This is a genomic window from Halobaculum rubrum (assembly GCF_019880225.1).
Taxonomy (GTDB): Archaea; Halobacteriota; Halobacteria; order Halobacteriales; family Haloferacaceae; genus Halobaculum; species Halobaculum rubrum.
Window position 1 is genome coordinate 1,188,502 of sequence record NZ_CP082284.1, and the last position, 18,339, is coordinate 1,206,840.

19 protein-coding genes are annotated in these 18,339 nt (G+C 70.3%); 9 read left to right on the forward strand and 10 right to left on the reverse strand.

The annotated features are described in order from the left end of the window. Positions 1–17: 17 nt before the first annotated feature. From K6T25_RS06285 to K6T25_RS06315, 7 genes are all read right to left on the reverse strand, one after another. Entirely contained in the window at positions 18–1,181 is a 1,164-nt protein-coding gene (locus tag K6T25_RS06285; protein WP_222917360.1) for an aspartate aminotransferase family protein, read from the reverse strand. Next, on the reverse strand, positions 1,178–2,107 hold the full coding sequence (locus tag K6T25_RS06290) for an acetylglutamate/acetylaminoadipate kinase (RefSeq protein WP_225917827.1): 930 nt from the start codon (positions 2,105–2,107) through the stop codon (positions 1,178–1,180). Before K6T25_RS06290 ends, K6T25_RS06285 begins: the two co-directional genes overlap by 4 nt. Beyond that, positions 2,104–3,159: an N-acetyl-gamma-glutamyl-phosphate reductase gene (gene argC / locus K6T25_RS06295; protein ID WP_222917364.1), complete on the reverse strand. Its 1,056-nt coding sequence runs from the start codon at positions 3,157–3,159 to the stop codon at positions 2,104–2,106. The genes K6T25_RS06290 and argC overlap by 4 nt, the downstream gene beginning before the upstream one ends. Then, positions 3,156–4,085 carry a lysine biosynthesis protein LysX gene (lysX, locus tag K6T25_RS06300; RefSeq protein WP_222917366.1) on the reverse strand — a complete coding sequence of 310 codons (930 nt, stop codon included), beginning with the start codon at positions 4,083–4,085 and terminating at the stop codon, positions 3,156–3,158. Before lysX ends, argC begins: the two co-directional genes overlap by 4 nt. Position 4,086: 1 nt before the next feature. After that, the gene (lysW, locus tag K6T25_RS06305) at positions 4,087–4,257 is read right to left on the reverse strand and encodes a lysine biosynthesis protein LysW (RefSeq protein WP_222917369.1); all 171 of its coding nucleotides are present in this window, start codon (positions 4,255–4,257) and stop codon (positions 4,087–4,089) included. A gap of 428 nt (positions 4,258–4,685) precedes the next feature. Further along, a complete protein-coding gene (argH, locus tag K6T25_RS06310) occupies positions 4,686–6,197 on the reverse strand; it encodes an argininosuccinate lyase (RefSeq protein WP_222917372.1) in 1,512 nt (503 codons plus the stop codon). Continuing rightward, complete coding sequence (locus tag K6T25_RS06315; RefSeq protein WP_222917374.1) at positions 6,198–7,490, reverse strand: argininosuccinate synthase; 1,293 nt, start codon at positions 7,488–7,490, stop codon at positions 6,198–6,200. 380 nt (positions 7,491–7,870) lie between these two features. Between K6T25_RS06315 and hemC the strand changes: the two genes are divergently transcribed. The 5 genes from hemC to hemL all read left to right on the forward strand — a co-directional run bounded on the left by hemC (position 7,871) and on the right by hemL (position 14,505). Further along, the gene (gene hemC / locus K6T25_RS06320; protein WP_222917376.1) at positions 7,871–9,112 is read left to right on the forward strand and encodes a hydroxymethylbilane synthase; all 1,242 of its coding nucleotides are present in this window, start codon (positions 7,871–7,873) and stop codon (positions 9,110–9,112) included. Then, positions 9,113–9,967, forward strand: a complete 855-nt coding sequence (gene cobA, locus K6T25_RS06325; protein ID WP_222917378.1) for a uroporphyrinogen-III C-methyltransferase — start codon at positions 9,113–9,115, stop codon at positions 9,965–9,967. Then, positions 9,964–10,752 carry a uroporphyrinogen-III synthase gene (locus K6T25_RS06330; protein ID WP_222917380.1) on the forward strand — a complete coding sequence of 263 codons (789 nt, stop codon included), beginning with the start codon at positions 9,964–9,966 and terminating at the stop codon, positions 10,750–10,752. Before cobA ends, K6T25_RS06330 begins: the two co-directional genes overlap by 4 nt. 416 nt (positions 10,753–11,168) lie before the next feature. Further along, a complete protein-coding gene (locus K6T25_RS06335) occupies positions 11,169–12,800 on the forward strand; it encodes an ammonium transporter (protein WP_222917893.1) in 1,632 nt (543 codons plus the stop codon). Between the two features lie 361 nt (positions 12,801–13,161). After that, positions 13,162–14,505, forward strand: coding sequence for a glutamate-1-semialdehyde 2,1-aminomutase (gene hemL, locus K6T25_RS06340; RefSeq protein ID WP_222917382.1), 1,344 nt, complete (start codon positions 13,162–13,164; stop codon positions 14,503–14,505). Positions 14,506–14,540: 35 nt separating this feature from the next. Here the strand turns inward: hemL and K6T25_RS06345 are convergent, their stop codons facing one another. Beyond that, positions 14,541–15,128, reverse strand: a complete 588-nt coding sequence (locus K6T25_RS06345) for a DUF8052 family protein (protein ID WP_225917872.1) — start codon at positions 15,126–15,128, stop codon at positions 14,541–14,543. Positions 15,129–15,408: 280 nt separating this feature from the next. After that, a complete protein-coding gene (locus K6T25_RS06350) occupies positions 15,409–15,783 on the reverse strand; it encodes a cupin domain-containing protein (protein ID WP_222917384.1) in 375 nt (124 codons plus the stop codon). 105 nt (positions 15,784–15,888) lie between these two features. On the opposite strand from K6T25_RS06350, the gene K6T25_RS06355 reads away from it, so the two are divergent. Next, the gene (locus K6T25_RS06355; protein ID WP_222917386.1) at positions 15,889–16,110 is read left to right on the forward strand and encodes a DUF8007 family protein; all 222 of its coding nucleotides are present in this window, start codon (positions 15,889–15,891) and stop codon (positions 16,108–16,110) included. A gap of 87 nt (positions 16,111–16,197) precedes the next feature. Further along, positions 16,198–16,911, forward strand: coding sequence for a DUF5828 family protein (locus K6T25_RS06360; protein WP_222917388.1), 714 nt, complete (start codon positions 16,198–16,200; stop codon positions 16,909–16,911). Positions 16,912–17,002: 91 nt separating this feature from the next. Here the strand turns inward: K6T25_RS06360 and K6T25_RS06365 are convergent, their stop codons facing one another. Further along, positions 17,003–17,401, reverse strand: a complete 399-nt coding sequence (locus K6T25_RS06365; protein ID WP_222917894.1) for a VOC family protein — start codon at positions 17,399–17,401, stop codon at positions 17,003–17,005. A gap of 58 nt (positions 17,402–17,459) precedes the next feature. Between K6T25_RS06365 and K6T25_RS06370 the strand changes: the two genes are divergently transcribed. Both K6T25_RS06370 and K6T25_RS06375 read left to right on the forward strand, forming a co-directional pair. Then, positions 17,460–17,702: a DUF8001 family protein gene (locus K6T25_RS06370; protein ID WP_222917390.1), complete on the forward strand. Its 243-nt coding sequence runs from the start codon at positions 17,460–17,462 to the stop codon at positions 17,700–17,702. A gap of 125 nt (positions 17,703–17,827) precedes the next feature. After that, positions 17,828–18,217 carry a helix-turn-helix domain-containing protein gene (locus K6T25_RS06375; protein ID WP_222917392.1) on the forward strand — a complete coding sequence of 130 codons (390 nt, stop codon included), beginning with the start codon at positions 17,828–17,830 and terminating at the stop codon, positions 18,215–18,217. Positions 18,218–18,339 lie beyond the last annotated feature (122 nt).

Sequence of the window (18,339 nt, forward strand, 5' to 3'; positions counted from 1 at the left end):
CGCGATCTCCCCCATGCTCACAGCACCTCCGCCAGCGCGTCGACGACCTCGCGGGCGTGCCCCTCGTTGATCACGAGCGGCGGGAGCAGGCGAAGCACCGAGCGCCCCGCCGGCAGCGCGAGGATCTGGTGGTTCAGCGCCAACTCGCGCAGGTAGCGGTTCGCCCCGCGCTTCACCTCGATGCCGATCATCAGCCCCTCCCCGCGCACCTCGCGCACGGGGAGGTCGTGCTCCTCGATCGCCGCTTCGAGTTGGGTGGTGAGGTAGTCGCCGACCGTCGCCGCGTGGCCGGGCACGTCGTTGGCGACCAGCTCCTCCAGGGTCGCGTTGGCCGCGGCGGCGACGACCGGGTTGCCCGAGAACGTCGACCCGTGGCTGGCGGCGCCGTCGGCGATCCAGTCGGCACACAACGTCGCGCCCAGCGGGAGACCGGAGGCGACGCCCTTCGCCGTCGTGAGGATGTCCGGCTCGACGCCCGCGCCCTCGCAGGCCCACAGGTCTCCCGTGCGGCCCATCCCGGTCTGGATCTCGTCGAACACCAGCGCCGCGCCGGCGTCCTCGGTCAGGTCGCGTGCGGACTGGAGGTACTCGGGGTCGGCGGGGTTGATCCCGCCCTCGCCCTGCACGGGTTCGAGGAACACCGCGGCCGTCTCGTCGTCGACGGCCTCGGCGAGCGCCTCGCTGTCGCCGTAGTCGACGAACTCGACGCCGCCGGCGACGGGCTCGAAGGGCGCGCGGTACTTCTTCTTCCACGTCATCGCCAGCGCGCCCAGCGTCCGACCGTGGAAGCCGCGCTTCGTCGCCACGATCTTCTCGCGGCCGGTGGCCGAGCGCGCGAACTTCATCGCCGCCTCGTTCGCCTCCGTCCCGGAGTTACAGGGCCACACCTTCGAGATGTCGCCGGGGGCGACCGCGCCGAGGCGCTCGTACAGCTCCGTGCGGGCGGCGTTGGGATACGACGCCTGCACGTACAGCAACTCGGCCGCCTGCTCTTGCACCGCATCGACGACGGCGGGCGGGCAGTGACCCAGCGGCGTACACGCGTAGCTGGCGCCGAAGTCGAGATACTCGGTTCCGTCGGCGGCGGTGAGGTGGACTCCCTCCCCGGACTCCAACTGGATGGGTTTCTCGGAGAAGACGAACCCCTCGCCGGCGTCGCTCAGGTCCTCGAACGCGGTCATCCGTCCACCTCCGCGTCGGCGGCGGCGTCGGCGTGGCGATCTTCGTCGACGACGGCAGAGCGCTCGATGCGCGTCCCCGCCCCGTCGAGCGCGGCGACGACGGGGTCGCGGACGTTCGCGTCGGCGACTGTCACCGCGCTGGCGCCGGATTCGAGGGCCTCGGTCGCCGCCATCACCTTCCGGGTCATGAACCCCTCGGCCGCGTCCGTGAGCGCGTCGTACTCCTCGCTCGTGACGACCGACTCGATCAGGGTGTCGGGGTCATCCGGGTCCGCATACACGCCGGAGACGTCCGTGAGGACGACCAACTCCGCGCCGAGCGCACCAGCGACCGCCGCGGCCGCGCGGTCGGCGTCGGTGTTCACCGGGGTCCCCTCGCTCTCGGACTCCGTGCCGAACATCGGCGGGGAGACGACCGGCGTGTAGCCGTCCGCGAGCAGCGTATCGAGCAGGCCGTCGTTCACCTGCTTGGGGGTGCCCGAGTGGTCGCCGCGTCTGATCTTCTTCTTGCCGTCCTCGACGACGCGCACCGCAGACTTGCGCGGCCCGGTCAGGAGGCCGCCGTCGACACCCGACAGCCCCACGGCGTCGACGCCGGCGTTCTTCATGGCCGTCACGAGGTCCGTGTTCACTCCCCCTGCCATCGCCATCGTGAACGCCTCCATCGTTTCGGCGTCGGTGAAGCGGCCGGTGACGCCCGAGGGCGTCTCGACGTACTCCGACTCGATGCCGAGCCGATCCAGCAGGTCGTCGACGGCGGTCGAGCCGCCGTGGACGACGACCACGCTGCGCCCGTTAGCGACGAGGTGGGCCACGTCGCCGACGGCGCCCGCGGGGTCGACCGCGCGCGCGCCGCCCAGCTTCACGACGACCGGCGGAACGTCGCCGGAGCCGTCGGTCAGCGGCGTCGATCCGAAGCCGGTCACGGCGATCCCACGGGGTGGAGCCCCTGGAACTCCAGACCGGCCGTCTCCTCGAGCCCGAGCGCGACGTTGGCGGCGTGGACCGCCTGCCCCGCCGCGCCCTTCATCACGTTGTCGATGGCCGAGAACGCGACCACGCGGCCGTTCTCGGGGTCGAGTTCGAAGCCGACCTCGGCGTGGTTCGTCCCGGCCACGGCCTTCGGCTCGGGGTAGCGGTACACGCCGCCGCCGCCCGCGACGAGGCGGACGAACGGCTCGTCGTCGTACGCCTCGCGGTAGGCGCCCCACAGATCGCCCGTGGTGACGCGCTCGCTCGGGAAGGCGTGACACGTCGCCGCCGCCCCGCGGGTCATGTCGACCGCGTGGACGGTGAACGACAGCGAGAGGCCCAGCTCCTGCTTGATCTCCGCCTCGTGGCGGTGCCCCGTCGGCGCGTACGGGCGCACGACGCCCGAGCGCTCGGGGTGGCTGGAGGCGGCGCCGCCGCCGGCGCCCCCCTCCGAGGAGCCGACCTTCAGGTCGGCGACCACCTGATCGTCGGGCGTGATGACGCCCGAATCGACCAGCGGCTTCAGCGCCAGCATCGTCGCCGTCGCGTTGCAGCCGCCGGAGGCGATGAGGTCCGCGCCCTCGAGTTTCTCGCGCCCCAGCTCGGGGAGCGCGTAGGCGGCGTCCGCGAGGTGCTCGGGCGCGACGTGGCCGTCGTACCACTCGTCGTAGTCCGCCTCCTCGCTGAGCCGGAAGTCCGCCGAGAGGTCGACCACGGTGCCCGCGGCGTCACGGAAGGCGTCGATATGCTCCATCGAGACGCCGTGGGGCGTCGACGCGAACAGCACGTCCACCGAGTCCAGGTCATCGGGCGAGGAGAACCGCACGTCGACGCCGCGGAGGTTCGGGTGGACGTAGCCGAGCGTCTTGTTCTCGTACTCACGGCTGGTCGCCTGCACGAGTTCGAAGTTCGGATGCCCGGTCAGCAGGCGGCACAGCTCGCCGCCCGCGAAGCCGGAGGCGCCGACGACGGCGGCGGTGAGTGTCGCGTTCTCGCCCGCACTCATGCCGTCATCACGGCTTCGTTCGCCGCCTCCGCCTTCAGTTCGAGCCAGTCGACGACCGCCGCGGGCACGTCGACCTCGCTGGCCTCGTTCAGCGCCTTGAACTCGACGGTGTGGTTCACCTCGTGAACGGTGTACCTCGACTCGCCGTCTCGCGGGTCGCTCCGCTCCCCGCTCGATTCCGAGGCGCTACGCGCCTCGCCCGTCTCCATCAGGTCGACGCCGAGCAGGCCGCCGCCGACGGCGTCGCTCGCCTTCCGCACCAGCTCCGTCGCCTCGTCGTCGAGATCGAAGGTGTCAGTCTCGCCGCCCTTCGCGGCGTTGGTGAGCCAGTGCTCGGAGGTACGCGTCATCGCGGCGACGGGCTCGCCGTCACACGCCAGCACGCGGATGTCGCGGCCGGGCTTGTCGACGTACTCCTGCACGTAGAACACCTTGTGCTCGTAGTGGCCGAGCGTCGCCTTGTGTTCGAGGATCGCCTCGGCGGCGTTCTCGGTGTCGAGCTTGGCCATCAGCCTGCCCCACGAGCCGACGACCGGCTTGATCACGCACGGGTAGCCGAACTCCTCGATGGCCTCCATCGCGGCCTCCGTCGTGAACGCGACCTCGGTCGCCGGCGTCGGCACGCCCGCGCTCTCCAGCGCGAGGCTGTTCTTCACCTTGTCGGCGCAGACCGCCGCGGTCTCCGGACTGTTGATCACGGGGACGCCGTACGCCGAGAGGAGCCGCGTGGCGTACAGCGAGCGCGAGGTGGCGAGACAGCGGTCGATCACCAGATCGCAGTCGGCTATCTCGGCGGTCGTCTCGTTCAGGCCGAACCGCTGCTTGCGCACGTCGATCTTGGCGACCTCGTGGCCGCGGTCGCGAAGCTCCGACAGGAGGAGCTTCTCGTCTTTTCGGATCCGGGAGTAGAGCAGGCCGAGCTTCATCTCACTCCCCCCAGTCCTCTTCGAGCTCCGGGGCTCGATCGAGGACCGGCGGGGAGACGTCGACGACCTCCAGCTCGGCGCCGCATGTTTCACAGTCGACGATCTCTCCGACCTCCAGGTCGTCGTGCAGGGCCACCGTTCCCCCGCACTCGACGCATTCGGATTCGGTCATGGCGTACTCATCTCTATCGGGGAAGACACCTTTAATCCGTCGATTTTGTCAGCGAAAAATACTGTCGGAGTCGCCGCTATCGAGCGGGAGCGGGCGATTCGGCGCGGATCTCGAATCCGATGTTCGAAATCTGAGTAGTGTTGGCCCCGAGGGGGGCCGGCGGGGCCACCGCCGCCGGCGGTCGCGGGGCGGCGGCCGGGACCGGTCGAGGTCGGGTCCCCGGTCGCGGTCGGCCGCCCCGCGGTCGTCGCGGAACTCGGAGCGGTCGTGGATGTCGCGGAAGCCGGCCGCCCGCCGGAGCCGTCGCTCGCGGTCGGGCGAGCGGTCGTCTCGCGGCTTCGCCGCTCGACTGTCCGAGGCGCTCCGCGCCTCGCATTCGTCGGGTCGTCGGGCGTCCGGTCATGAGTGGACTCCAGGTCGGTCGGTGATCAGGTGTACGATTCGACCGCATCGGTCAAGTCCGTTTCGGCGGCCGCGAGCGCGTCGCGGCGGGCGTCGACGGCGGCCTCGTGGTCGTCGTACGTCTCGGTCATGCGCGCGAGGGAGGCGGCCACGGCGTCGGGCGCCGGGCCGCCCCGCGACGCGCGGGAGGCGACGCTCCCGACGGGGTCGAGCGCGGCCTCGAGGTCCTCGCGGCTCACGTGCTCGTAGAGGGACTCCCCAAGGACCTCCTGTGCGGCCGCGTCAAGATTTGCAGCGAGCGTCTCCGGGTCCGCGTCGTCGGGCACGGTCGCGGCCGCCTCGGCGACGACCTCGTGGGCCGTCCGGAACGGGATCCCCGCCGAGGCCAGCGCGTCCGCGACGCCCGTAGCCGTCGAGAAGCCCGCGCCCGCGTCGGCCGCGCACGCCGACTCGTCCCAGTCGCCGGTCGCGACCGCGCCGGCGACGACCTCGGTCGCCTCGGTCGCGTCGTCGACGGCGTCCCACGCGTGCGGCGTCGCGCGCTGAAGGTCGCGGTTGTACGCCCGCGGCAGCCCCTTCAGCGTCGTGAGCAGCCCGGTCAGGTCGCCGGATACGTCGCCCGCGACCGCGCGGACCAACTCCAGCGTGTCCGGGTTCACCTTCTGGGGCATGATCGACGAGGTGGACGCGTAGTCGTCCGAGGGGAGGAAGTAGCCGTCCGTGGCGTGCTCGATGAGGTCGGTCGAGAGCCCCGACAGCGTCGCCGTCAGGGTCGCCAGCGCGGCGGTCCCCTCCACGAGGAAGTCCCGCGCGGACGCGGCGTCGGTGGCGTTCTCGACGACGCCGTCGAACCCGAGCAGGTCGGCCGTCCGCTCGCGGTCGATGTCGAAGGTGGTGCCGCCGAACGCCGCGCCGCCCAGCGGCGACTCGTTCGTCCGGTCGAACGCCGCGAGCAGCCGGGCGGTGTCGCGCTCGACCGCGCCCGCGTACGACGACAGGAAGTGTCCGACGGTGACGGGCTGGGCGTACTGCCGGTGGGTGAACCCCGGCATGACGGTGTCGGCGTGCTCGGCGGCCGCGTCCAGCAGCGCCTCGCGCAGGACGAGCGTCGCCTCGGCGGCGTCGAGCAGATCCTCGCGGTAGCGGCGGCGGATGCAGGCGGCGACCTCGTCGTTGCGCGAGCGCGCGGTGTGCATCTTCCCGCCGACCGGTCCGACCTCGGCGACGACCGCCGACTCGATCGCCTCGTGCACGTCCTCGCCGTCGGGGAGCGCGCCGTGGCCCGCGTCCTCGACGGCCGCGAGCCCGGAGAGGATCTCGGCGGCCTCGTCGTCGCCGACGATCCCCTGTTCGGCGAGCATCACCGTGTGCGCGCGGTCGACGGCGAGGTCGGCCGCGAAGATGCGCTCGTCGGCCGCGAGGCTCGACATGAAGCCGCGGGCCGGGCCCCCGGCGAAGCGGTCGCGCCGGACGACCGTCTCGGTGTCCGCGTCAGTATCGTCCGCGTCGTCGCCGCCGGCGCTCCCGTGGTCAGTCATCTATTCGTCTGCCTCGCCGCTCCCGTCGGCTGCCAGCGTCTCCCCGCCCTCGCCGGTCTTCACGTTCTCGAGGACCTCGTTCGCGAGGCGCTCCTGGAAGCCGTGGTACTTCGCGACGCCCGTCGCGTCGGCCTGCTCGATGCCGTCGACCGTCTCCGTGTTGAACGAGGCGGCCGACTCGGAGTAGACGCCGTACTCGGAGTCGCGTGCGACGGGGCGGCACTGGCCGCCCTGCAGCTTGACGGTGACCGTGCCGGTGACCTTCTCCTGGCCGGCGTCGAGGTAGCCCTCCAGGGAGTTCACGAGCGGGGAGTTCACGAGGCCCTTGTACCCCTGCTGGGCCCACTGGTCGTCGATCTGTTGCTTGAAGTCGCGCTCGGACTTCGTGAACACGAGTTGTTCGAGCGCCTCGTGGGCCGTCAGGAGGACGGTCGCCGCGGGGTGCTCGTAGTTCTCGCGCACCTTCAGGCCGAGCATGCGGTCCTCCATCATGTCCGTGCGGCCGACGCCGTACGCGCCCGCGATCTCGTTCAGCTCCTCGATGAGCTCGACGGAGTCGACCGCCTCCCCGTTCTCGGCCGACAGCCGAGAGCCAGTCGAGGTCTCCTCGACGATGTTCAGCGTCACCGGGTAGCCCATCTCGAAGCCGATCTCCACCAGCTCCTCGCCCTCCGCGTCGCCGGGCGTCGTCGTCCAGTCGTAGATGTCCTCCGGCGGGACGTACGTCGGGTCCTCGAGGTCGTCGCCCTCGACCGAGCGCGACCAGAGGTTCGTGTCGATCGACCACGCGCCCTCGTTGCCGCCCTCGACGGGGAGGTCCTTCTCGTCGGCGTACTCGATCTCCCACTCGCGGGTGAGGCCGAGCTCGCGCACGGGCGCGATGACCTCCTTGTCGGAGCCGCGCCACACCGTCTCGAAGCGCAGTTGGTCGTTCCCCTTGCCCGTGCAGCCGTGGGCGAGGGCGTCGCAGTCGTGTTCCTCGGCGACGCCGAGGATGGCTTCCGCGATCACCGGACGCGCGAGCGCCGTCCCGAGCGGGTAGCCCTGATACGTCGCGTTCGCGCGCACGGAGTCGAAACACAGCTCCGCGAACTCGGTCTTCGCGTCGACGACGTAGTGCTCCAGATCGAGCGCCTCGGCGGTCTCCTCGGCCTCGTCGAACTCCTCGGCGGGCTGGCCCACGTCGACGGTGACGCCGACGACCTCGTCGTAGCCGTACTCCTCCTCGAGGAGCGGGACGCAGACGGTCGTGTCGAGTCCACCGCTGAATGCGAGCGCAACGCGTTTCGTCATATCTCACGCTCGCACGCCGACGCCCATAAATTCGACGTTTGTAAACTTTGAAAATTAATCGCGGACTGCACGCTACCCGGAGAAAGGCGAGCGGATCGAGTCGATGAGAAGTGGTGTTGATGGGCCTAGCGGCCCGGTCGTCGCGGCGCGGGGACTCGGCTCCGAGCCGCGGCACCGCGGACGCGTCGCTCGAATGAGGCGCGAACGTGAGCGACGGCGTCCGCTGTCATACGCGAAGCTACACCCTCGATCGGTAAAAACGGTACCGGTCCGGCGAAGGTTGCGACGGTGCCGAACAGGGAGCGACTGTGCACCGGTGCCGTATCCCGCCGTATCGGCGAAGCGAACCCGTTTTCCCCGGCGGCGACGGAGTTTCGGGCATGACAACCGGGACGCTGCGGCTCGCAACCCGCGGCTCCGACCTCGCGCTCCGACAGGCGGCCGGCGTCCGAGACGAGCTCTCGACGCGCCGCCGCGACGTGGAGCTGGTCGAGGTCGAGACGCGCGGCGACCGACTCGACGAGGATCTCATCACCGAACTCGGCCGCACCGGCGCGTTCGTTCGCGCGCTCGACGAGGAGGTGCTGTCGGGCGAGGTCGACGCCGCGGTCCACTCGTTGAAGGACATGCCCACCGACATGCCCGACGGCCTCGTCGTTGCCGCCGTCGGCGAGCGCGCCCCCGCCGGCGACGCGCTCGTCACTCGCGAGGGCGGCGACCTCGCTGACCTCCCGCGCGGCTCGGTCGTCGGCACCTCCTCGCTGCGGCGGAAGGCGCAGGTGCTCGCCGAGCGCCCCGACCTGGAGGTGCGCCCCCTCCGCGGCAACGTCGACACGCGGCTCCAGAAGCTGATCGCGCCCGCGCTTCAGGCCGAGCACGAGCGCCGCGTCGAGGCCGAGGCCGACCACAAGGGGGATCCCGGCGCACGCGAGGAGGATAGCGAGGCGCGGAGCGCCTCGGACAGTCGAGCGACGGAGTCGTCCGAGACGGCGAAGCCGTCTCGTGATGACGGAAGCCGCGACGCGGCTTCCGAACCATCGCGAGACCGCGAGTACGAACGCACCGTCGAGGAGTGGTTCGACGACCGCACCGAGTTCCAGCGCGCCGCGTTGGAACACGAGGTCGACCACGAGTACGACGCCATCGTGCTGGCGGAGGCCGGCCTGCGTCGCTCGGATCTGTTCTACCGCGACGAGTACGAGGTCGAGCGCCTCGACCGCGCGGACCACGTCCCCGCGCCCGGCCAGGGCGCCGTCGCCGTCACCGCGAGCGACCCCGACGTGATCGACGCGATCCGGTCGGCGATGGACCACGAGCCGACCCGCGTCGCCACCAGCGTCGAGCGCACGATCCTCGCCGAGTTGGGCGGCGGCTGTATCGCCCCGATCGGCGTCAACGCGCTCGTCCAGGGCGAGCACGTCAGCGCCCGCGTTCGGGTGCTGTCGGCCGACGGCGACACCGAGGTGAAGGCGAACCGCGACCTCCCGCTGCGTACCTACCGCGAGGGCGCCGCCGAGTTCGCCGGGTCGCTGCGCGATCAGGGCGCCGCCGAACTCATCGAGGCCGCGAAGCGCGCCGCGGACACGGAGACCGCGAAACGCGTCGAGGAGGGTGACGAGTAGATGAGCGACGAGCGCGACGCGACCCGCGACCGCGACGGCATCGACCGCGACGGCGGCTTCGTCTCGCTGGTCGGCTCGGGCCCCGGCGACCCCGAACTGCTCACGGTGAAGGCACGCCGCCGACTCGATGAGGCGGACGTGGTGCTGCACGACAAGCTCCCCGGCCCCGAGATCCTCGGATCCATCTCCGAGGACAAACGCGAGGACGTGGGCAAGCGCGCCGGCGGCGAGCGCACCAGTCAGGAGTACACGAACGACCGGCTCGTCGAACTCGCGGAGGCCGGTGAGCACGTGGTCCGCCTGAAAGGCGGCGACCCGTTCGTCTTCGGACGCGGCGGCGAGGAGGCCGAACACCTCGCCGCCAACGGCGTCCCGTTCGAGGTCGTCCCGGGCGTCACCTCCCCCATCGCCGCGCCGGGCGTCGCGGGCGTCCCCGTGACCCACCGGGACCACGCCTCCTCCGTCTCGTTCGTCACGGGCCACGAGGACCCGACAAAGGACGAATCCGTGGTGGACTGGGCGGCGCTCGCGGCCACCGGCGGCACCATCGTCGTCCTGATGGGCGTCGGGAAGCTGCCGCTGTACACCGCCGAACTGCTCGACGCCGGGATGGACCCCGCTACGCCCGTGGCGCTCGTCGAGCGCGGCACCTGGCCCGACATGCGCGTCGCGACCGGCACGCTCGCCGACATCGTCGACGTGCGTGACGAGGCGGGGATCGAGCCGCCCGCGATCACCGTGATCGGTGAAGTCGCCGGCGCTCGCGAGCGAGTGGTCGAGTTCCTGCGCGGACGCGGCGACGCGGCCGCGACCGTCGACACAGCGACCACAGCCCGCACGGAGGAGGACGAATGAGCGACGACGACCGCCCCCGCGTCGCGGTGTTCCGGCCCGACGACGAGCGCCTGACAGAGGCGGTCGAGACGCTCGACGCGCTCGGCGTCGACGCCCTCGCGGACCCGATGCTGGAGATCCGCCCGACCGGCGCGGTGCCGGAGGGCGCCGGCTGGATCGTGTTCACCTCGAAGACGGGTGTCGAGTTGGCCGACGAGGCCGGCTGGTCCCCCGCCGACGCCGGCGGCGACGAGCGAGACGGAGCAGCCACCGAGGAGCGTGACGGCCCCGCGATCGCGTGTATCGGCCCGTCGACCGCCGACGCGGTCCGCGAGGCCGGCTGGCCGGTGGACCTGATCCCCAACGAGTACTCCTCGACGGGCCTCGTCGCCGCGTTCGACGCGCTGGGCGTCGACGGCGTCCGTATCGAGGTCGCCCGGTCGGACCACGGGAGCCAGGTGCTGCTCGACGGCCTCCGCGACGCCGGCGCGACCGTCCACGAGACGGTGCTGTACGAACTCGTCCGACCGGAGGGAAGCGGCGACTCGGCCGAGGCGGCCGCCCGGGGCGACCTCGCGGGCGCGTGCTTCACCTCCTCGCTCACGGTCGAGCACTTCCTCGACGCCGCCGACGAGCGGGGCGTCCGCGACGGGGCGCTCGCGGGGCTTGACGACGCCGTCGTCGGCTGTATCGGCCACCCGACCCGCGAGACGGCCGAGTCACACGGCGTCGCCGTCGACGTGGTGCCCGCGGAGGCGTCGTTCGAGGCGCTCGCGGAGTCTGTCGTCGCCGAGTTGGACGGCTGATCGCGCCTCCGCGCAGCGAGTTCTCTTTCTCGCACTCGTTCACGTCGCCACCGTCCCGAACGGGAAGCGCGCGCGAGCGAACTCGCCCGAAACGCCGGATATCCGTGTTAATATACCAAATTCAGTATACTATGTACGTCTACGTCGCTCGCAACACTTGCCCAGCGTGCGGCGATGTTACAACCTTATATGACCTATATTCACTCCAATATTCGACGCGTATCCGAATATCCACAGTATAATTCCGTATTGTCAACTCCAGGGTTTATGTGGTTCCAAATCGGGTCTTCTCGCGTGGAGATGTACCAGAACGACACGGAATACGCTGAAGGGCTGAACGAATGCGGAACTATTGAGGTGGCACTGTGAGTCCCCTGCAGGTCGACCCGGCGGTCCTGGCGGAGGGGATAAACCTGATGTGGGTGCTGGTGGTCACCTTCCTCATCTTCTTCATGCACGCCGGCTTCGCGATGCTGGAGGCCGGGCAGGTGCGCTCGAAGAACGTCGCCAACCAGCTGACGAAGAACCTCCTGACGTGGAGCGTCGGCGTGACGGCGTTCTTCCTCGTCGGCGCGGGGGTCTCCTCGCTCGTCGGCGGGCTCACCGGCGGCGGCGGCTACTCGATGGCCGAGGCGTTCGGCGTGTTGACGACCGGGAACTCCGCCGACTGGGTCGGCTGGCTCTTCGGCGCCGTCTTCGCGATGACGGCGGCGACCATCGTCTCCGGCGCCGTCGCCGGGCGCATGAAGCTGCGCGCGTACGTGAGCTACACGATCCTGCTCGCGGCGGTCATCTACCCGGTCGTCACGGGGCTGACGTGGGCGGGCGGCTTCCTCGCGTCGCTCGGCTTCGCTGACTTCGCGGGCGGCATGATCGTTCACGGGATGGGCGGCATCGCGGGCCTGACGGCCGCCTACATGGTCGGTCCGCGTCTCGGCCGCTACAACGAGGACGGGTCGTCCAACGTCATCCCCGGCCACTCGCTGACGTTCGCGGTGCTGGGCACGCTCGTGCTCGCGTTCGGCTGGTACGGGTTCAACGTCGGCACCGCCGCTTCCGTGTTCGCCGTCGAGAACGGCGAACTCACGCTCGGGGCGTTCTCGTACGTGGGTCGCGTCGCGCTGACGACGACGCTCGGCATGGCCGCCGGCGCCATCGGCGCGGGCGCGCTGTCACTGTACAAGACCGGGAAGGTCGACACGCTGTACGTCGCGAACGGACTGTTGGCGGGGCTCGTCGGCGTCACCTCGAACACGGACGCGATCATCTGGCCCGGCGCGCTGGTCATCGGTCTGCTCGCCGGCGCCCAGCTCCCCATCGTCTTCGAGTTCGTCGAGAAGCGCCTGAAGATCGACGACGTGTGCGCGGTGTTCCCGGTTCACGGCTCCGCCGGCGTGCTCGGCGCGGTGCTGTTGCCGTTCTTCGCCGTCGACGGCTTCACCGTCGGCGCGCTCGTGTCGCAGGTCGTCGGCGTCGGCGTCATCGCCATCTGGACCGTCGCCGCCACCGCCGTGGTGTTCGGCGTCATCAAGCTCCTCGGTGAGATCCGCGTCGACCGCGACCACGAGATCGAGGGGCTCGACGCCTCCGAGCACGGCGTCGACACCTACCCCGAGTTCGGGAGTCCGGACACGGCCGTGACCGACGGCGGCACCGTCGACGGGAACGGCATCGTCCGCGCCGACGGCGGCGAGGCCAACGACGGCGGCATCAAGCTGGTGACCGCCTTCATCCGCCCGGACAAGCTCTCGGACGTCAAGACCGGGCTCGCGGAGGTCGGCGCGCCCTCGCTGACGGTGACGAACGTCTCCGGCCGCGGCAGCCAGCCCGCCAAGAAGGGCCAGTGGCGCGGCGAGGAGTACACGGTCGACCTCCACCAGAAGGTGAAGATCGAGTGTGTCGTCGCCGACATCCCCGCGGGCGACGTCGCGGAGGCGATCAGCGACGCCGCGACCACGGGCGAGAAGGGCGACGGCAAGGTGTTCGTCCTGCCCGTCGAGAACGCCTACCAGATCCGGACCGGGGAGGTGGGGCGCAGCGCGGTATAGCTCCCCCGACCGGATCGCCGGTTCGGCGGTCCGGCGCTTACGGATCCGACTCGCACCGCTCGCCCACCGACCTCGGTCCGCACCCCGCACGCGGCGCGGACGCGGCCGCCGGGGGCACGCGACGGAGGACCCCACTGGTACTGGTGCTCACCTCCTCGCGCCCGCCACCGTGCCACGTTCCGTGTCACCGCCCCCGCGGCCGCCGCAGCCGCCTGCCGGGTGACGCGTCCGGCTACGCCCGCGACGGTCCGCCAGCCCGTCGCGGGTCGTCACCCGATTCTGCCGGATACACGACGCCGATAGCGGCGGCGCCCGCCGCGACCCAGTAACTACTTTCGGGGTCACACTCGAAGGGCGGCGTATGAACCACGACCGCTCGCGGGAGCTGTACGACCGCGCCCTCTCAGTGCTGGCCGGTGGCGTCAACTCCTCGGTCCGCGCGACGCGACCGTACCCGTTCGTGATCGAGCGCGGCGACGGCGCGCACGTGATCGACGCCGACGGAAACCGCTACCTCGACTACGTGATGGGGTACGGCCCCCTCCTGTACGGCCACGACGCCCCCGAGCAGGTGCAGTCGGCGATCCAGCGCCACGCAAGCCAGGGGCCGATGTACGGCGGGCCGACGGAGATCGAGGTCGACCACGCGGAGTTCGTCGCGCGCCACGTCCCCGGCGTCGAGATGCTTCGGTTCGTCAACTCCGGCACCGAGGCCACGGTGTCGGCCGTGCGCCTCGCCCGCGGGTACACCGGCCGCGACAAGATCGTCGTCATGCAGGGCGGCTACCACGGCGCCCAGGAGTCGACGCTCGTCGAGGCCGGCGACGACCCGTCACACACCCAGCCCTCCTCGCCGGGGATCCCCGACGAGTTCGCCGAGCACACCATCGCCGTCCCGTTCAACGACGAGGCGGCGATCCGCGAGGTCTTCGAGGAGCGCGGCGACGAGATCGCGGCGGTGTTGACCGAGCCGATCCTCGCGAACTACGGCATCGTCATGCCCGTCGACGGCTACCACGAGACGCTTCGGGACCTCTGTGACGACCACGGCTCCCTGTTGATCTTCGACGAGGTGATCACCGGCTTCCGCGTCGGCGGCCTCCAGTGTGCGCAAGGGAAGTTCGGCGTCACGCCCGACCTCACCACCTTCGGGAAGATCATCGGCGGCGGCTTCCCGGTCGGCGCGATCGGCGGGCCCGCGGAGGTGATCGAGCACTTCACCCCCAGCGGGGAGGTGTTCCAGTCGGGAACCTTCTCGGGACACCCGGTCACGATGGCCGCCGGCCACGAGTACCTCCGCTACGCCGCCGAGAACGACGTGTACGACCACGTGAACGCCCTCGGGGATCGGCTTCGATCCGGGATCCAAGACATCTGCGAGGACCAGGCGCCCGAGTACACCGTCGTCGGCACCGACTCGATGTTCAAGACGGTGTTCACCCGGGAGGCGCCCGAGACGTTCGAGAACCACTGCGGCGGCGGGTGTCGCCAGCGCGAGTCGTGCCCCCGCTTCGAGACCTGCCCGAAGACCGGCGCCGACACCGCCGCGGCCGCCACCGAGCGCTGGGAGCGCGTGTTCTGGCAGGAGATGAAAGAGCGGGGGATCTGGCTCACGGCCAACCAGTTCGAGTCGCAGTTCGTCTCCTACGCCCACACCGAGGCGGACATCGAGGAGACGTTGGAAGCGTACAAGGAGGCGTTGTAGGCCGGCGTTCGTCGCGAACCCCTCCCCGACGACGGCTATCCCCGAATCCGGCGGAGGAGTCGCGAGACGAGCCCGCCGCCGTGCCGCTCGGGCACGTCGTCCCACAGCGCGAACGCGGCGACGACGTCCGCTTCGCGGCTGGCGACCCCCTCCTCGCGGTCGGGCGCGACGACGCCGAGGTTGATCTCGTAGTGGCCGTAGTAGCCGAGCTTCAGCAGCTGGCGCTCGCGGAAGCCGACGACGAACTCCCGGACGTCGTCGGGGATCTCCGGGGCGACGATGACGAATGAGAAGTCGGTCCCGAAGTGCTCCTCGTCGGCGTCGACCAGATCGTCGGCGAGGGCGTGACCCAGTTCGACGAGCCGCTCCAGGTCCCGGACGGTCACCGAGTCGACCCGGCGGGCGAACAGGTGCTCGTCGCTGTGGTGGTTCGCATAGTCGAGCGACGGGTGGAAGAACTCCTTCTGTGAACGGATCTGCATCGACGCGTACAGATCGAACGGCTCGCCCCGGGCGCGGTAGTCGCGTTCGAGGTCGTAGTTGAACATGAGCCGGTCGCTGACGCGGTCGAGGTACCTGTCGTCCCACGTGGGTACGTCCTCGTAGGCGTCGCCGTCGAGGATCCGCCCCTGCTCGTCGGTGCGGGGCTCCTCGCCGGGGGCGGAGTCGGCGGCGCGCTCCGGGTCGGTCCCGCTTCCGTCGGCTCGAACGGCGTGTTCACGGGTCGATCTCCCGGCTCGCGGGTCGCATCGCTTGCGGGTCGCGTTGCTCGCGGGTCGCCTCGCGATCTCGCTCCGCTCGACCGCGCACCGCTCCCCGCTCGACGGTCCGGGGCGCTCGCTTCGCTGGCGCCCCGCACTCCTCGCTCGCTTCGAGGACTCCCTTCGGTCGTCCTCGCTCATCTCACGCCTCCGGCTCGTACGGATGGACGTCGTCGACGGCGGGGGCGCCGATCGCCAGCGCGGCCACGCGCCCGTCGGCGTCGGCGGGGTTGTGGGCGCGCTGGGGGCTGTCGGGTTCGACCGCGAACAGCGATCCCTCGGGCACCTCGAACGTCCCCTCGGGCGTCTCGACGTGGAGCGTGCCCTCGATCACGTAGAACAGCTCCTCCTGATCGTCGTGGTAGTGGTACGCGAGCGGGAGATCCTCGCCCGGTTCGGCGCGGAACAGGTTAGCGGCCATCTGCTCGAAGCCCACGGCGTCGCTCACGCGACGGAGCTCGCAGGGCCGGTCCGGCACTTCCGACAGATCGTCGGGGTTCACGGCGTGATATCCCATACCTCGCGGGATGACGACGGGGCTCAAAAGCCCGTCGTCCGCGTGTGCGGCGGGCCCGGAGACGAGGGTTTAATATCGTCGTCCGCCACACTGTGAACGATACCCATGGGATTCGGAGAGCAAGAGACGTGCGGCCGGTGTTCGATGACGACGATCGTCGACGCGGCCGAGGACGGCGAGGGCGACGCCGACCGCGACCCCTTCGGCGACGAGCGGATCGAGGTCGACGACGACGAGCTTCGGCGGACGTCCCCGAGCGCGTGGCTCAGCGGCGTCGTCTCGGCGCTCGACGAGATGGGAACGCGGCTCACGTACGGCCGACGGTGATCCGGGCCGACGGCGACGTGAGCTGACGGACGCGCGACGACAGAGGGACCCTTATACCGCTCCGGAACATACGCGGCTGCTACTCGCATGGAAGAGAGCATCTCCGGCTTCAAGATGCGCGGAGAGTGGGGGGACGCCGTCGAGCACGGCGAACGCATCACCCGCGCGCTGCAGGACGCCGGTGCGTCCGAGGAGTACTCCGAGGCGTTCGCCGCATGGGACGAGTGGCGACCCAAGGCCCACGAGCGCCTCGGCGAGGACGTGAACGAGAAGACCGCCGATCAGGCGAGCGTCGCCGAAGGGAAAGGCGAGCAGGAAGGCAAAAGTCCGGAGGAGGACCTTCAGACCGCCGGCGAGAAGCTCTCCGAGTCGTATGACCGCGTCGAGGACGGCGACAACGGCGGCGCGCTCGACTCGTGGAAAGACTCCATCGACCACGTCGCGCGCGCGGCCGACTCGGCCGGGCGCAAGGCCGTTCGGAGGCTCGAGAACACGGTCTACCAGCGCGTGATGACCCAGATCGCGCCGTACTACTTCGACAACGAGCTCGTCTCCGCGAACATCCAGAAGTCCACGCGCGGCGAGGGCGGCCCGGAGTTCGTCTTCGAGGTGAACGTCAACGACGACGAGTTGAAGTCCGCGGTGTCCGATCGGCTCTCGTCGTACGAGGACGACATCGACCGCTGGCACGTCGACACCCCGAAGGTCGTCGAGGCATCCGAGGCGGCGGAGGGCGCGGAGCCCCCCGTCGAGACGGTCGAAGACGGAACCGACGGGGAGTCGAATCCCACAACGAACTGAGGGCGCTCTGTCGCCCGTGTCGGTCATTGTGGGATTCGAAGACCCCCACAACTAACTGAGGACGCTCACTCGCCCGACTCCGTGACGGCGCTCACTCGGCCGGCGCTTTCAGTTCCACGCGGTAGCCGAACGGGTCGCGGACGTACACCGCGGGCGCCTCGCCGGTCGCGCCGAGCGGACTCGCGAGTTCCTGTTCCACCTCGACTCCCGCGTCGGCGAGCCGGTCGGTCACCGCCTCGATCGCCTCGTCGACGACGAGCGCGACGTGATCGTAGTTCGTCGCCCTCGGGGCGTCGAACGCGTCGGTCGGCCACAGGTGGATCACGTGCTCGGGAGCGAGCCGCACGTCGAAGAACGGCTTGTCGCCGGCCTCGAAGCGGTCGACGCCCTCCAGTTCGAACCCGAGCGCGTCGGCGTAGAACGCGCGGGCGTCTGCCAGTCCGTCGGCTGGGATGCGGAGATTGACGTGATCGATGGTGCGGACGTTCACACGGGAGGTACGCGGGCGGGAGACAAGAACCATTACGGCCCACCTCCCATGCCCGGGCATGACACCGCTCGAGGTCGACGCCGGCGAACTCACCGCCGAGGAGATCATCGACGCGATCCGGGAGGGGCGGCGCGTCGTCGTCACGGCGGACCTGTTCGGGAGCGAGCAGACGCTCACTCTCCGGCACGACGGCGAGACGTTCTACTGCGACACGCCGACGCGCCTGCACAAACACGACGACGAGGCGGGGATGCTCACGTGCATCGAGAAGATGGGGTACGCGAAGGGGGACGACGCCTGAGGCGGACGGGAGCGCGAGACGACGGCCGCCCCGCCGTGCTGTCGCCGCGGTGTCGCCGGGGTGTTTCTGGGGTGTCGTCGCGACCGCCGGGGTTTATTCGCGCCGCGGCCGTCGGTCGAGTCGACATGAGCGACGCGCCGGACTTGGAGGATCTCATCGAGACGAACGACCCCAGTTTCGGGCACGTGATGGCGTGCGTCTTCGGTATCCAGGAACACGAGAGCCGGACGTACCTCCGCCTGCTCGACAATCCCGGGAGCACCGTCGAGGAACTGGCTGGCGTGCTGGAGCGCGACCGCTCGAACGTGAACCGCTCGCTCACGACGCTGCTGGAGAAGGGACTGGCGGAGCGCGAGCGGCGGCTGCTCGACCCCGGAGGCTACGTGTACCAGTACACCGCGACGCCGCTGCCCGAGGCGAAGGAGCTGCTTCACGGGGCGCTCGACCAGTGGGCCGAGACGGTCCACGAGGTCATCGAGACGTTCGACGAGCAGCGCGACGCGGGCGACGAGTAAGCGACGGCCGTCGACCGTACGGCACACCGGTTCGCGTTTCCGAGGGCTCGCTGTGTCCGCTGTGCTCACGCTCACGTCGTTCACCGTTCGCAACGAAACCCGAACGGGGTGGGTGCCCCGCT

What these genes read in the sequence shown, in the direction of transcription:
- K6T25_RS06285 (WP_222917360.1), bottom strand. Translation starts at nt 1,181, where the DNA reads ATGACCGCGTTCGAGGACCTGAGCGACGCCGGCGAGGGGTTCGTCTTC.
- argC (WP_222917364.1), bottom strand. Translation starts at nt 3,159, where the DNA reads ATGAGTGCGGGCGAGAACGCGACACTCACCGCCGCCGTCGTCGGCGCC.
- lysX (WP_222917366.1), bottom strand. Translation starts at nt 4,085, where the DNA reads ATGAAGCTCGGCCTGCTCTACTCCCGGATCCGAAAAGACGAGAAGCTC.
- lysW (WP_222917369.1), bottom strand. Translation starts at nt 4,257, where the DNA reads ATGACCGAATCCGAATGCGTCGAGTGCGGGGGAACGGTGGCCCTGCAC.
- argH (WP_222917372.1), bottom strand. Translation starts at nt 6,197, where the DNA reads ATGACTGACCACGGGAGCGCCGGCGGCGACGACGCGGACGATACTGAC.
- K6T25_RS06315 (WP_222917374.1), bottom strand. Translation starts at nt 7,490, where the DNA reads ATGACGAAACGCGTTGCGCTCGCATTCAGCGGTGGACTCGACACGACC.
- hemC (WP_222917376.1), top strand. Translation starts at nt 7,871, where the DNA reads ATGACAACCGGGACGCTGCGGCTCGCAACCCGCGGCTCCGACCTCGCG.
- cobA (WP_222917378.1), top strand. Translation starts at nt 9,113, where the DNA reads ATGAGCGACGAGCGCGACGCGACCCGCGACCGCGACGGCATCGACCGC.
- K6T25_RS06330 (WP_222917380.1), top strand. Translation starts at nt 9,964, where the DNA reads ATGAGCGACGACGACCGCCCCCGCGTCGCGGTGTTCCGGCCCGACGAC.
- K6T25_RS06335 (WP_222917893.1), top strand. Translation starts at nt 11,169, where the DNA reads ATGTGGGTGCTGGTGGTCACCTTCCTCATCTTCTTCATGCACGCCGGC.
- hemL (WP_222917382.1), top strand. Translation starts at nt 13,162, where the DNA reads ATGAACCACGACCGCTCGCGGGAGCTGTACGACCGCGCCCTCTCAGTG.
- K6T25_RS06350 (WP_222917384.1), bottom strand. Translation starts at nt 15,783, where the DNA reads ATGGGATATCACGCCGTGAACCCCGACGATCTGTCGGAAGTGCCGGAC.
- K6T25_RS06355 (WP_222917386.1), top strand. Translation starts at nt 15,889, where the DNA reads ATGGGATTCGGAGAGCAAGAGACGTGCGGCCGGTGTTCGATGACGACG.
- K6T25_RS06360 (WP_222917388.1), top strand. Translation starts at nt 16,198, where the DNA reads ATGGAAGAGAGCATCTCCGGCTTCAAGATGCGCGGAGAGTGGGGGGAC.
- K6T25_RS06370 (WP_222917390.1), top strand. Translation starts at nt 17,460, where the DNA reads ATGACACCGCTCGAGGTCGACGCCGGCGAACTCACCGCCGAGGAGATC.
- K6T25_RS06375 (WP_222917392.1), top strand. Translation starts at nt 17,828, where the DNA reads ATGAGCGACGCGCCGGACTTGGAGGATCTCATCGAGACGAACGACCCC.